At 43.2% G+C, this 13,974-nt stretch carries 13 protein-coding genes; 3 read left to right on the top strand and 10 right to left on the bottom strand.

Features of this window, described 5'->3' with window-relative positions:
• Nucleotides 1-174: 174 nt before the first annotated feature.
• Nucleotides 175-714 carry a DUF3332 domain-containing protein gene (locus tag L3V33_RS01015; protein ID WP_029222428.1) on the top strand — a complete coding sequence of 180 codons (540 nt, stop codon included), beginning with the start codon at nucleotides 175-177 and terminating at the stop codon, nucleotides 712-714.
• A 112-nt stretch (nucleotides 715-826) separates the two neighbouring features.
• On the opposite strand, the gene L3V33_RS01010 is transcribed toward L3V33_RS01015, so the two are convergent.
• Genes L3V33_RS01010 through L3V33_RS00995 form a run of 4 tightly spaced genes read right to left on the bottom strand, consistent with a single transcriptional unit; the run spans nucleotide 827 to nucleotide 4,740 of the window.
• Entirely contained in the window at nucleotides 827-1,486 is a 660-nt protein-coding gene (locus L3V33_RS01010; RefSeq protein WP_016796765.1) for a potassium channel family protein, read from the bottom strand.
• A complete protein-coding gene (locus L3V33_RS01005) occupies nucleotides 1,487-2,587 on the bottom strand; it encodes an AI-2E family transporter (protein ID WP_237288757.1) in 1,101 nt (366 codons plus the stop codon).
• Nucleotides 2,588-2,609: 22 nt separating this feature from the next.
• Nucleotides 2,610-3,629, bottom strand: coding sequence for a DUF2955 domain-containing protein (locus L3V33_RS01000; RefSeq protein WP_237288756.1), 1,020 nt, complete (start codon nucleotides 3,627-3,629; stop codon nucleotides 2,610-2,612).
• Complete coding sequence (locus L3V33_RS00995) at nucleotides 3,619-4,740, bottom strand: HlyD family secretion protein (RefSeq protein WP_054545666.1); 1,122 nt, start codon at nucleotides 4,738-4,740, stop codon at nucleotides 3,619-3,621. The genes L3V33_RS01000 and L3V33_RS00995 overlap by 11 nt, the downstream gene beginning before the upstream one ends.
• 159 nt (nucleotides 4,741-4,899) lie before the next feature.
• Between L3V33_RS00995 and L3V33_RS00990 the strand changes: the two genes are divergently transcribed.
• Entirely contained in the window at nucleotides 4,900-5,895 is a 996-nt protein-coding gene (locus L3V33_RS00990) for an AraC family transcriptional regulator (protein ID WP_237288755.1), read from the top strand.
• A 37-nt stretch (nucleotides 5,896-5,932) separates the two neighbouring features.
• Here the strand turns inward: L3V33_RS00990 and L3V33_RS00985 are convergent, their stop codons facing one another.
• A complete protein-coding gene (locus L3V33_RS00985) occupies nucleotides 5,933-7,006 on the bottom strand; it encodes a sensor domain-containing diguanylate cyclase (protein WP_237288754.1) in 1,074 nt (357 codons plus the stop codon).
• Nucleotides 7,007-7,124: 118 nt separating this feature from the next.
• Entirely contained in the window at nucleotides 7,125-8,129 is a 1,005-nt protein-coding gene (locus tag L3V33_RS00980; RefSeq protein ID WP_054545669.1) for a Solitary outer membrane autotransporter beta-barrel domain, read from the bottom strand.
• Nucleotides 8,130-8,472: 343 nt separating this feature from the next.
• Here L3V33_RS00980 and L3V33_RS00975 point away from each other — a divergent pair, with 343 nt between their 5' ends.
• Complete coding sequence (locus L3V33_RS00975; RefSeq protein ID WP_004731619.1) at nucleotides 8,473-8,940, top strand: hypothetical protein; 468 nt, start codon at nucleotides 8,473-8,475, stop codon at nucleotides 8,938-8,940.
• A gap of 96 nt (nucleotides 8,941-9,036) precedes the next feature.
• Here L3V33_RS00975 and L3V33_RS00970 read toward each other — a convergent pair whose 3' ends face one another.
• From L3V33_RS00970 to L3V33_RS00955, 4 genes are all read right to left on the bottom strand, one after another.
• Nucleotides 9,037-10,236: a carbohydrate porin gene (locus L3V33_RS00970; protein WP_237290152.1), complete on the bottom strand. Its 1,200-nt coding sequence runs from the start codon at nucleotides 10,234-10,236 to the stop codon at nucleotides 9,037-9,039.
• Nucleotides 10,237-10,400: 164 nt separating this feature from the next.
• Nucleotides 10,401-11,033: a DUF3299 domain-containing protein gene (locus tag L3V33_RS00965; protein ID WP_267136096.1), complete on the bottom strand. Its 633-nt coding sequence runs from the start codon at nucleotides 11,031-11,033 to the stop codon at nucleotides 10,401-10,403.
• Between the two features lie 119 nt (nucleotides 11,034-11,152).
• Nucleotides 11,153-12,529 carry an amidohydrolase family protein gene (locus L3V33_RS00960; RefSeq protein ID WP_237288753.1) on the bottom strand — a complete coding sequence of 459 codons (1,377 nt, stop codon included), beginning with the start codon at nucleotides 12,527-12,529 and terminating at the stop codon, nucleotides 11,153-11,155.
• A gap of 357 nt (nucleotides 12,530-12,886) precedes the next feature.
• On the bottom strand, nucleotides 12,887-13,867 hold the full coding sequence (locus L3V33_RS00955; RefSeq protein WP_346730222.1) for a helix-turn-helix transcriptional regulator: 981 nt from the start codon (nucleotides 13,865-13,867) through the stop codon (nucleotides 12,887-12,889).
• Between the last annotated feature and the right edge of the window lie 107 nt (nucleotides 13,868-13,974).

Here is a 13,974-nt window from a genome sequence, read left to right as displayed (position 1 = left end):
GATTTTTATAGCCAGCTTTTCTATGTCTGGTTTTCTAGATCTAGCTTTTGATACTTAAAGTACATAACCAATTTTCTATCGTCAGTGGCGCTAAATGGTAAAACTCTGAATCGAATAAAAACCATACTACACCTGTTCCAACAAAACAGACTTCTAACTTATACAGGTACTAAAATGAAAAAGATTGCACTTAAAATTGTAGGACTAACGGTTTTGGCTTCTGCGCTAACTGGTTGTATCGGCAGCAACGCCGTAACAGGGAAAGTGATGAAATTTAACGTTGAAGTTGTCGATAACCGCTATGCTCGTGCAGGTGTAAACTTCTTATTAGCGCCTGTGTACGGTATTACAACCGCAGCCGACTATGTCGTATTCAACTCACTCGAATTCTGGACAGGTAAAAACCCAATCAGTGGTTCACCACACGTATTTGATACAAAAACAGATACACACTTCGAAGTGAACGACGACCTAGACCCAAGCTTGAAAGAAGCACCTGTTGGGCCAATTTCAAACAATCGCACGATTGAAACGGGTGAGATGATTAAGATTGACGAAAACACGGTTCAAATGGACATCGTCTATACCTCTGGTGAAACGGCAACTCTGACAGGTATCAAAGAGGGTCAAAACGTTAGCTATTACATGGATGGTCAGCTTGTGTCACAAACGACCATCGCTGAATTAGAGAAGATACAAGGCACTGAAGCGTAAGATTCATCGCCCACACAGAGTTCAAACTTAAACAGACTTTAAAGCTCACAAAATAGAAGAAGCCCAGCAACTGCTGGGCTTCTTCGTATGTGCTCTATTATTTGTAAATGCCCTATTGAGATTGAGACTGTGTTAGTCGAATGCTCACCAAACTCGCCACCATTATGGCCAAGTAAAAACTGCCGATAATGGATTCCATAAACACGAAGAACTGAGCAATAGGTAATGCCGGTGATATGTCACCATAACCAACCGTAGTCAATGTGATAAAGCTAAAGTACATCGCATTAAACAAATTGGTTAGCCAGATTTGCTCTTCTAACCCATTAAAGGCGTTGGGAAATATTTCTAAAATCAACAAGTAGATGGTCGACCAAGCGAACCCCAACAACAAGTAAATACAGATCGAGCCGATAATGTGATTGGGTGTTACCGTTTTTGCTTTCATCACCTGTTTTAACGCCGAGTAAATGTGTGAAAACAAGAACACAGCCAACGCCGATAGGGTCACTATCGACAGGTTATAGCCTTCCAAAAACGAAAACACACCAGACACCAATGCCGTAATCAACAACATCCCATACCAAGATCGATACAAAGCTCGCTCTTTATGGATACCAACAATTGAACTCGCCAGAGTAATGATGATGAGAAATAGTATTGTTTTCTGGCCTTGCGGATAAAACTGCTGCATCACCGCACAACCAAAAAACAACACCAACAGTGCATAGAATAAGAAGTAGAAGTTGTCGTCTTTAGAGACTGGCTTCATCTATTTTTCCTCTGCCTCTACTGGTTTTTCCTCAGTTTCTTCTTGGTTCTTCTCTTCAAGCCCAAGCCACGCCATCATCAGCTCATAGCTTAAACTCAGTATCACAGCACCAACAAACAGACCAACGATTCCTGACATCGCCATTCCGCCCAACGCACCAAGCAAAATCACCAACATTGGAATGTGAGAGCCACGGCTCAGTAGTACTGGCTTCAAGATAGCGTCACTGCCGCTCACCAAAATACACCACACTAAGAACAAGCTCGCCGCCAGTGTCGATTCAACACTGAACATGTAAATAATGGCAGGTAACAAAGCAAGAATCGGAGGCAACTGAATAATAGCGACCAGTAACACCGCTAGCGCCCACAATGCCGCGGCTGGAACACCCGCGATAACCAAACCAATTGCCGACATGATAGATTGAATCACAGCAACGCCTATCACACCCTGTACAACACTGCGCACGGTTGATTTAGATAACTGCACGAGCTCTACACCTTTGCCATCCGTTAAACGAACCACTAAGTGAGTCACTCCGGTTTGACATTTATCGGCATTACTCATGAACGCACCTGCAATGATGGTTGAGATAATAAATTGGACAAAACCACCACCCAATGAGCCTAAGATCGATGCCATTTTAGAAGCAAATACCTTAAGTTCGTCTGCATACGTGATAAACACGCCCTCTATATTCGAAGAAGCATGGACCAAGGCGGCATAGACTCTTTCGCCAACTAATGGGATATCTTGCAAGGACTCTTTGGGTTTCGGCAGAGACAAGGTTCCGTCCTGTAGCCCTGTCATTAGGTCCGAAGCACTGGTGTAAATACCGGAAGAGAGCGCAACTAAAGGAATGAGTAGTAACAGTACTCCGATAAAGCTCAGTAACGCACTGGCTTTTCCTTTCGACATTCCCGTCTTATTTGAAATGGCGACAGCAACTGGATAGAGCGCAGTTGCAATGATCGCCCCCCAAATAACCAATAGAATGAATGGGCGCAAAATCGAGAAACACCAATACACGAGCATGGCAATCGCTGCGATTTTGATGGCAGCGTCTATCGCCTGTTTTGAAAAATCATCGGTTAACTTCATGAGACGTCCTTGTAAGACATAATTAAGGCTGATTTTGTAGGAACTTCCAATTCCGAGTTTCTAGGAATAAAGAAGCCAAAATCATATATATGCCAATTAACACTAATTGGAATATGCGTATAAGAGTGTTGCTATCGATGTCGCCTGAGCTCATCAAAGTGCTACCGACAAGTACTAACAACGTACTAAATGCAGTGGCGAAAATCGGCGCTTTTTCTGGAACGGTATAAATTTTTGTCGCGATAAGAATGGCGATAAGGCCTATAAATAAAGAATAGAAGACAATATTGGGAACAATAGAAAGGATTGAAAAAGCAGCAATCGCTAGCAAGCCTCCAATACCATTACTGATCACCAGAAAAGCGCTCAGTTTTACGGATTTTTCTGAGGTAATCATTAACGACAGCAAAGCGATAAACATCATGGTAAGCAGTGCTTCAGATATCTGAAAGATAAAGAAAAAGCACACCACAGGGTAAGAGATGATCATCGCTCTAAAAGCAGCATACCAACGTTGTTTCTTTTCTAGCGGCGCTGCTGCGAAACCTGAAAACTCCGATTTGGGCTCTGGAAAAAAGATATGCACCAGAGCAAAAATCATCACAGAAACAACACCAGAAGTCGCCAAACCTGATGCCAACAGCACGGACATCCCAGGATTTGAGATAGCCATGAAAGGCAGCATCAACACGGCAATCAATAAAATGGTCGCAAACAGATTCCATTTAGGGTCAACGAATAAGTAATAACCCCACAACATCATCAGCCCCACTAAAATCAGCAATGGGATTGGGTAATGGGTAATTCCTCGCGACAGCAATAAACCTAACCCCATAGTCACCACAACTGCCAAGAGCAATTCGTAGACCGTTTCCTTATGGAGATTTGTTTTATCAATTAGGAACTTAGCAGTGAACACTGGCGCCACAAACGCAAGTGGCCAGTTTATCCATGCCGCCAAGAAAACAGCCAACGTGACCCCAACCGTATACCGCAGGATCCGTTGCTGTGTTTGCTGGTCAAGAATCGGCTTATCGGACATAAGACAATACGCTAATCAGACGAATCCAAACTTTGCCTATCGCGTTGAACACAAAGTTGTCGCCGCTATAAACAATCACATCCGCTTGGCCACCCACTCGAAGCATGCCTTGCATCTCATCTCGTTCAAATTCAATAGTGATAGGAAGCATCTGTGTTTGACGCAACCAACCCGTTTGTTGGCTAGCTTGCGCAAGCTTACCTGCTTGATCATTTTGCCCCCAATCAACACCCCAATCGATACTACTTACGCGCCCTTTTACCACTTTGCCCGGTGCGAAATCTAACGCCACTTCAACTTCATCACCGACCGTTACATTACCTAGGCTGTTCTCTCGATAATAAGCTTCAATCCAAATATCTTCGGTTGAAACAAAGGTCATGATTGCTTGCCCTGCCGATGCATAAAACCCTTCAGACAGGCTAAAGTTAGAAACACCACCTTGTGTCGGCGCGGTAATCACGGTGCGCTCTAGGTTCAATTGAGCTTGTTCAAGTGCCAGCAACGCCGCTTTCACTTGACTGTTTTCTTGTCCCTCTTTACCCATTTGTTGCTTCGCACCTTCAAGATCAGCCTCTGCATTCACAACAGCCGCCCGAGAGGTCGCTAATGCTGCTCGCGCTTTATCTGCATCTGATTTAGAAACCACACCTTTATCGGCCATCTCTAAAACCCGCTTGGCTTGCAGCTTGGTGTTTTGTCTTTCAACAATCGCTGAAGTAAGTTTCGCTTGAGCTGAAGCAATGCTCGCGGTTTGAGCACCGACATTTTGGCCTGCAATCTCTAAATTTTGCTCGGCTTGTTGTACTGCAATTTTGTAATCAGACTCATCTAAAATGGCTAACTTGTCGCCTTGATTAACCAGTTGGTTAGGTTGAACCAGTATATCGAGTACTTTACCCGACACCTCTGGCTTGATTGGAACGATATAACCTTTTACACGAGCATTATCAGTAATAGGGATGATGCGGTCTGAAATGACACTGAAGATCAACATGAATGCAACAAACAACAATAGGTAGTTTGTGACCTTTCTTACTTTGTCTTTTCCATTTTCTTGCTGGCCAACTTCTTCATTGGCTTCTTGCTTATTCCCTTTGGCTTCTGACATGGGACTCCCTTCTAGATAACTAAGATCAACAAAATTAATACTTTAAAAATAAACCCAGCGATGGAAAACTCAAGTAAATAGGGTTAGATTTAGTAAACAAAACGTTGCAAATGATATGCACGTCTAATAATGCAACAATATATACAGGATTGTATTCCAATGACCTCTAGTCACTACCAAGTCCCGGTAATTCAAACGAACTACGCTAAAATTTTGGTTCAGGTTTTTTCTGACTATGGTCTTGATTTACATCTGTTGCTCAAAGATTCCGGTTTACCACCCGACCTTATCGAATCAGAAAGTGATTTTGTGCCATCGGAATCCATTAAGCGTTTGATTTATCTGACATCAGCACAACTCGGCGTATCTCGGTTCACCGATATTCTTGGACTCGCATTTCGACGTCGAATCATCCCAAACGTCTTGCATCAATTTACCGAATTCGAAACCATTGGTGATGCTCTAAAACAGATCAATTCAATCTTTGCCTATGACTCCCCAGGCAGCAAAGTCGAGTTTATTCAAGAACACGGTCAGAGCTGGTTTTGCCGTACTGCCCCGGAAGACAACTCCCCTATGTTTCAATGGGGCGAAGCTTTTGCGATTACATATATCATTGAATTAATAACCACTTTATGCCAATCGCCATGGTTACCTAATAAGGTGCGTCTGCAAGGACATGACATCGATGTCGTTAAAACACTGGTGCCAAGTAGCTGCCAATTGTTTGTTGATCAGTCGTCGACGGCTGTGCTTATTCCTGAAGAAATCTTACAACTCCCAATTCGCCTAACCTCTAAAGAACTCAGTGCTAAACCGACGCTGATTGAGTGGCACACCAGCTTTACCGATAGCGTTTATGAGCTTCTAAAGCCGTACATGAAAGAACAAGATCTCTCTCTTGAAGAAGCCGCTGAGCTACTCAACTTTTCGGTGCGAACGTTCCAACGCAAACTCAAGAACGAAAACACCACTTATCGAAAGATCAAAGAAAACCTGATGTTTTCGGTAGCTTGCGAACTGATGGAAGAAGGCCACACGCTGACCTACATTTCTAGCCAGCTCGGTTACACCAACATCTCGCATTTTTCTCGTGCGTTTAAGCGCGTTTCAGGGTTAACACCCAAGATCTATCAACGCTCGATTTCGGCTTAGATACCGCTCTCACCGATTAGTTAATTGCAACACACGCCTAACCAAGGACAATGGGCGCTGCACTGCCCGAGCCTGAGCTAGAACTAGAGCTACACACTCTATTTCGCCCATTACCTTTAGCGCGATAAAGCGCCTTATCCGCACTGCGATAGGTCGCTTCGGCTTGTGCCTGTATTTCAGACACACCACTGCTCACAGTCAGGTTCAGTGTTGTTCCTTTGGCAATCACTTCTTTCAATCGATACATCGCCTCAAACGCTTCTGCTAAATTAGTTTCGGGCATCAAGATAGCGAACTCCTCGCCGCCTACTCGCGCGACGATGTCGGTGTCTCGACTGTTATTTCTCAACAGTTCAGCGACCTCTTTCAGCGCTGAATCACCTTGATCATGACCATGATTATCATTGATGGCCTTGAAATGATCTAAATCGATCAACGCCAAACAAGAGTGTGTATAACCATAACGCTCCGCTAAGTTTGAATAATGGTTGAGATCTTTATCAAAACGGCGGCGGTTCCAGCACCCTGTGAGAGAATCTGTGTCCACCAACATTCTTAATCGACGTTCTAATACTTTGCGTCGACTAATATCCGTAAAGGTCACCACATATTTATTATTGTGCGACAGTATTTCAGCTAACTTTTCGACAACCACATTCACAGTAAAATGTTCGCCAAGTCGACTGACTCCACTCAACTCCCCCTTCCATCTCTGGTTTTCCTTGAGTGAGCGAGTAATGGTCGATATTAAACTGCTGTTATTCATAAAACAGAGATCAGAAATCGGGCGAGACTCGACTTGATTAAAGGCATAGCCTGAAACTCTAGAGAACTGTTGATTAACTTGTATTACCCTCAATTGACTATCGAGGATGATAAAACCAGCGACGCCATCAATGATCGCTTCAGACAAGCTATTCTTGCTTTGAGCCATTTCATGTCGATATAGGCGTGCAGTAATGAGGGTGCTGAGCAAAAACAACGCGCACACAGAAAAAGCCATGACTGCCGAAGAAGCCATACTCAATAACCACAAGCTAACTGCCATATTAAGGGCAAGTGTAGACACCACGTATAGCGGCATTTTTCGGTCAAAACTTAACTTATTCATAGTCTGCTCTAGTGATGGGCGAATGACTATGATGGCTAAGTTTTCACTAAGATATTTACCATTTTACGACACATACAAATTCAAATTATATGAGTACCATTAAGATCAATAACTTATGCTAATTATTGAGTAAGAATAGCAAGCTACCACCACTGAGTGAGCTGCCATAATTGAAGTTAATTCCAATCCCGAAGTTGTCAAAAAAGTAAGAGTCGTAAGGCACATCAAATACTAATCCTGCCCCGAACTCATAGTAATAGTGCGTATCTAAAGGAGCAGTCAAATCACCCGCGACATCGATTCTTGTTAAGTTATAGTGGATTTGAGGGTTATTAAGCGACCAGGCATCGAGCGCTACATTTTGCCTAAACTCTAGTTCATTAATGAATCGCATCCCTTCTGGGTTACCGATATCGCCATCGTTCGCTTCGCCCCAGCCTGTTCCATAAAAGTAACGAACTCTGGAAGACACATTCCAACTGCCCCACTCCTTTGGTTGCAAGTATTGAAGTTTGACTGAAGGTTCAGCAACAAGCGCCCATGCTGATGTATTCAATGCGTAGCCATCTAGCTGAGATTGAAATGCTTGAGAGTAGCTGTTGTTGTATTCGTATTTATTGCGGTAATAGAGCAAGTGAGTGCCTAACCCATAGGCGATAGACCAATGCTGGTTTAAATGGTTTTGCCCTCCGAAAAAGCCATACAGGCCCAATACCGAGTCTTCATTTGGGTTAACACGACGGTCAGGAGTCACATCTGATGAGATCTCAATATCCTGTTCAGAAAGCGCATAAGACCCTCGCACAGACCAAATAAGGTCGAAGTCAGGGTCATCCGTTTTAATCACGGAAGAGTAAGGGATGGAGCCCACACTCACTTGGCTTCGAGTATCGATGGTTTTATCGGATCCAAAACCACTGTCGTTTAAATTGATAAACGAATTAGGATCAAAATCCACAAAGCCAATTGAAATGGCATCGCTGTCAGTCAGCGCAATTGACACAGAAAATATCTTCTCTAAGCGGTTCTGAATCAATTCATTGGATGCATAGGCCGAGGAAGAACTGAGGCCCATTAAGAGCAGAATAATAGAACGGGGATAGTGCGATAGGGGTGAAAGCATTAAGTTGACTCCATTCAAACTTATGCTTCAAGTGTAATTGGTAACTTAACTAATTCAATCAGAGAGTTAACGGTGTGGTTGATACTGCTCTCAGTTCCAGCTGCAAGAGCGTTGCTAAATCGATGGCTCCCCAAAGTTCTTCTACGTCTTGGATTCTAAAATGAATAATCATATGCGCCTCTGTCTAAATTGAAGTCTTATCATGAATCATTCTTAAAACGCTTACTTACCATAATGCGCCAAACTGACTTTAAGACCTATTTCGCATATAAAACAATAAGCGCTTGAAAATTATAGGATTATCTCCTAAGTTTTTTATAACCCTTTACTCAGGAAGAAGTAGATGAGCAATATAGAAAAAGTATATGGATTTAATACGCCCCAACGACTCTTTGTCGGATACACGCTTGCGGTACTCGTCGATTTAACGGTTCTTAATTTTTTTGATGAATACTGGGACTTCGTCAATATCGAGTCTTTCACCATCTCATTTGCAGCTGCGATTCTGCTACAACTCCTGCTCAAACTGTCTATTGGCTTAGAACATAAGCTCGCAGATTACTTCAAATCTAAACCGGGTACAGCGCCTAAGATTTATCGCGGTTTATCCAGTTACGTGATTTTGGTGGGCTCTAAGTTTGTGATGTTGGAAGCCATCAATATCTTGTTTGGCGACAAGGTAGACTTCACAGGCCCATGGAATGGTGTGGTGGCATTCTTCGCTGTGGTATTCACGATTTTGGTCGCAGAGATTATTGTTTCAAAAATCTACTTCGCACTCGATGACACGCCCAAAGCCGAAAAAGCATAGCCGCTTTTGATACAGACCTAAGACAAAAAAAGTGAGCCAAACAGGCTCACTTTTTACATCTATTCTTTACGTTTCAGCGATTAACAAACAGAGAAGTTAGATAAAGACTCTCGCTCTAATACCAAACACCCAAGCGCTACTTTCATTGGAGAAAGCTGGATCTTTAATGTATTGAATATCAGGTGTCACTTGGATGAAATCGTTGAGTTGCATGTTGTAGTAAATTTCAGCCGTCCACTGCTCTGTACTGCCACTTATCACCTTCGCATCAGCTGCAAAAGAATCGCCATTCACCTCCGCCCAGTTTAACGCTACACCAAGGTTGTTCGTCGGTTTTCCTAACCCGAAATATCCCATACCAACCGAGATAGATTTATCGTAAAGGGCAACATCACCTTCTGAGAAACCACCTCGCACAAACGGCATAACTTGAGGCGTGATAAACTGACTCCATGAGAAATTGACACCTGAGCCACCTTCAGTTGCAAGGCTATTACTGTGGCGAGTATCGTCACCAAAATCCCAGAACGTCACATGGAAGTTGTCTGTATAAATCAGGTCTTGTGAAGCCGTCCAACCTAATTCAAGTGTTGTAAAGTAAGACGCATCACTACCAAAATCGCTATCAAAGCCATCAAAAATATCATCTGACTGACCATTTGCATCAGCGATACCACCGACCACATAAAAGTTTTCGCCTAGCATATGACCGGCAGAAAGGGCCAATACACCGTCATCCGGTAAGCCCATCGCACCTGAGCCTGTCGAGAATGCCAAGTTAGTAAAGCCAGACCACGGGCTTGCTAAAGCGTAAACATCCGCATAGTTCGTTACATCCTGCCAACCGACGACAATGGTGCCTTTGCCATCATTGATTTTTTGCTTCCAGTTTAAGTCCGTAACACGAAACCCTTGGTCGCTGTATGCCGGACCAATTGCACCGACATAGCCAAGCGGGCCGAATGAATAGTCTTTTGGCGGAGTATCACCATAGGCATGCCTATGTTCCACCTTCCAAACTAAGCTACCTGAGTTCTGTGTGCCGTTTCCTAATAGATGCCATGAACCGTATAATCGTGCCACACCCGACGATGCATCAACGCTATCGCCGCCAACCCCATCCCCAGAGGTCAGCCCCAAAGCAAAGTAATCTGCACCAAATGTAAAACCATCTTCAGCTAATGACTCCCTCCAAGATTTCTTTTGTGCTTTCTGCTCTGCAATTGTATTTTCAACAGAATCTGGGCCTTCAAAGTTAGCGCCGTAAACAACGCCGCTCATTGGGCTAGCCGCCATAACAATAGCCATACTTACTTTAGAGAATCTTGAGTTCATCATGTCACCAGTGCTTTTTAAGTTAGTTTTATTTTATTCATTACTCACATTGAAAATTGTCATTTGATGACACTGAGTTATTTAGATACTTCCAACAAGAGATTGGATTCAACTAAATGCACTAGCTAAGGTTGATACTGTTCTATACCTTCCGCTTTCATCGCATACACCGACTGCACATTGGCTGCGCCGTCAGAGTAATTCACATTTTCTTTCGATTGATGACCCGTTAACTGCCCTTCAACCCAGACTGGTGTCATTAAGCTGACCAATTCAATGCCCTCAGGAAAATCAATCAATACAAGCTGGTTCGCTGGAGGCGGTGGTGTATGAATACACGCTCCAGCAGAAGGCACTAAAAAGAACTTAGTCACCTTAGTTCCATCCATTTCAATCGGCGTGATGTAACCAGGAATACGATGTTTACTACCTACTACCTCTGTATTGGGTTTCGAGCCTAACGCTTCGCGTTGCTTCATGATCTGAGCACGAGCAACGAACAATGCTTCTACATCTATATCTTGCTTTTTTAATCTTTCAGTAACTTCGACGATTTCTTGTCTCGCTTTATCACTTGCCACAAAACCGTCTTCAGCCTGAGCCTCTTTAAAGCGAGCAATAGTCGCCATGTCAAACATCTGATTTCTATCTAACTTTTGAAATGGATCCTCCATTAACTCCATACTCGGAACTAACTCATCCCAGTACGTCACTTTTATTTCACTAGCCAATGATGAAAATGACAAACAACAGAACATAAAAAATGAGCCTATTGATTTTAAATCAACCATCAAAATCTACTCCAACCAAACACAACAAAAAGGAAGTAGGTAGAGGAAAAGCTCCTCTACCAAATGATTAAAAATCGAATCGTAAATTACATTTCGTTGCGGTATACAACGCCATCTTTCATTACCAATTTGATAGTATCGATAGTCTTGTATTCAGGATCAGCGTCAAACCATTCCGGAGTCGCGCCTATCACTGCCATATCTTCCAATGGGTTACCCTCAATCAATAAGATGTCTGCAACCGCTCCATTTTCAATAACGCCTAATTTCCCTTGTGTGGTGCCTCTAGGGCCTGACATCGCCAACATTTCACCAGCCGTTGAAGTCATTTGTTTCAACACTTCAAAGTTGCTGCCGAAAGCTTGTGTGCGCCAATAAATTTCGTAACGACGAGCTCGCTCGGCATCGGAATCTGCTCCGACATAGTCAGAGGCGAAAACGACCTTCACATTGTTCTCTAACAGTCGTTTACCGTAATCACCGTATTCTTCTTGAAGTTGGGCCACCATTGGCAATTTCTCAGCAGGCATCAGCGGATTTTTTGCTAGGTCTGGTGATAATCCCCACATTTGTGGAACAATATATCCGCCCTCTTTGGCAATTCTCTTCATCGTGTCATCATTGATAAAGAACCCATGTTCAAAGGTTTTAACGCCACAATCCAATAGGCGATTTACCGATCGATCGTTAAAAGTGTGTGCCGCGACATAGGTATTCCAATCTTTAGCAGCTTCAACAATCGCACATGTCTCATCGATCGAGTATTGAGTGGTATCTATTGGGTCAAATCGAGATGAACCACCGCCACCAGCCATGATCTTGATTTGAGTCGCGCCATTTCGTAGGTTCAATCGTGTTGCTTTCAATACTTCAGGAACGCCATCGGCAACTGCACCAATCCCCATACGTTCAAAGTTAGAAATGTCACCCACAGAATTTGGAGAAAAACCTGAGTCACTTCGGTCTCGGAAATCACCATGACCTGAGGTTTGAGAAATAAATGTACCAGAAGGGTAAATACGCGGGCCGACAACGTTACCCGCCTCAATTTCACGAGTTAGACCAAAGGCTGGACCGCCCATATCGCGGACAGTAGTAAAACCATCATCTAAGAAGCGTTTAGCAACTTGAGTCGCATGAATTGAAATGTCAGTCAGGTCTTTATTAGATTCGATATCACCAAAATTATAATTAATCATGATATGAGCATGGCCATCGATCAGACCCGGCATTAAGGTTTTACCCTGACCATCAATCACATCAGCTTCACCTGCTTCAATTGGCGTTGCGGAGATTTGCTTGATCAGATTATCTTCAACCAATACGTGATGATCTTCGTACAGTTTATCTTCTGTACCATTGAATATGTCGACGTTAGTAAACAACGTTGACGCCGCATTTGCAGAAAGAGCAAACGCGCACGAAAGAGCCACAACAGAGAGCTTTAAGCCAGTATTTTTCATTTTTACACCTTGTTATCCATAAATGAGTGGAATCCACTTCCCATAACGATTCCGTAACTACTAATGAGTGTTATGAGGTTTCAAAGGTGTTTTTATTAGCCGCGATAATCACAAAAATCTAATCAAAATTCCGAGAAAAATCGAGGCAAAAACAACTCATCAACATTCAATAACTTAGTAGTGATACTGCCAGTGTTCAAGGTTCACAAATGGCCATTTGGTGACAATAAATAAATCTGCGTTCAGGCTCCGGTTTCGGCTTAATGGCTGGAGTTATTACTTATTGGCTAGAGTTTCGTGGCGGAACTGTTATTGCCGGATCTCTTACTGATAGCTTTGTACTGTTGCTTACCGACGTTAGCTGTGCTCTTTTCGGTACTGTCTTGGCGTCATGTTCATCTGTCGTTTAAAGGCTCGGGTAAAGTGGGAAGAATCGGAATAGCCCATTTTCGCGCCTACTTGCGTGATCGATAGATCTGAATGCTTAAGCAATTCCAAAACCTGCTCAAGAACCATCTCTTCAATCAAGGTTTTGTAGACCACCCCTTCACTTTCCAACCGACGCTGGATCGTTCTAACATGAATATTCAGAATCTCAGATGCTAAGCTAATTGGGAGTTTCCCCATCGTGAGATAAGGTTTAATAACAAGCTTAAAAGCGCTCAGGAATGAGCTAGGTAAAGGCTTAGTGAGGTCTGATACTTGAGCAATTTTGGGTAAAACAATCGGTGCAAGCATGATGTCTTCAGGGATCTCAAAGGCAGTGACCGGTCTATGCGTATAAAACTGAGCACTGCCCATTTGTGGTAGAGATTGAAAACATTCGAGATCACCATTCTGAATTCCGACCTCAGACGGCTTCCAACGACCTTGCGTTAATACTGAAAGTAGCTCGTTAATGAAAATAACAGAGAACAGTTCAGCGAACTTAAACCAAGGTGCGTTAGTAAATGGCTTCTCACGAACCAACCACCACTTGCCTCCGGATTGCTTGGTATAGACATTCGCACCATTGGATACTAGCTTAAGCTGCTCACCAAATTGGTCTAGCGCGATTTTTAATGAACCCTGCTGGCTTAGCTTAGCCACAAACCTTGGCACATAGGTTTGCTTGCAAAAACTCCACATAAACAGCGAAAACTCTTCTCTCGACGCAGATTCCCCCATAATCTTGACCACGTTTTTAATAGTGGTCTCAGGGAGATAATCGTAATGGTCATTACTGATGAGAATATCGTTAGGGATTTGGGCACTGCGTAGTAAGGTGTAGATTTCACCATCAATATGTTTGAACAGTTCCGCGAACAATTCGACTTCTTTCTTATCAACAACCGTCATTGCCTGAGGGGTATTTGGCATCCTTTCCTCTTATCTATTCGTTCACGAACTCAAATTATCACCTTCTTTAAGATAGCAGAACAAACGCCGCGTTACCTAGAGTTACT

The organism is Vibrio sp. A2-1 (genome assembly GCF_021728355.1).
GTDB classification, from domain to species: Bacteria; Pseudomonadota; Gammaproteobacteria; order Enterobacterales; family Vibrionaceae; genus Vibrio; species Vibrio splendidus_K.
Note: the sequence above shows the minus strand (reverse complement) of the source record. Positions and strands in the feature narration are given on the sequence as shown.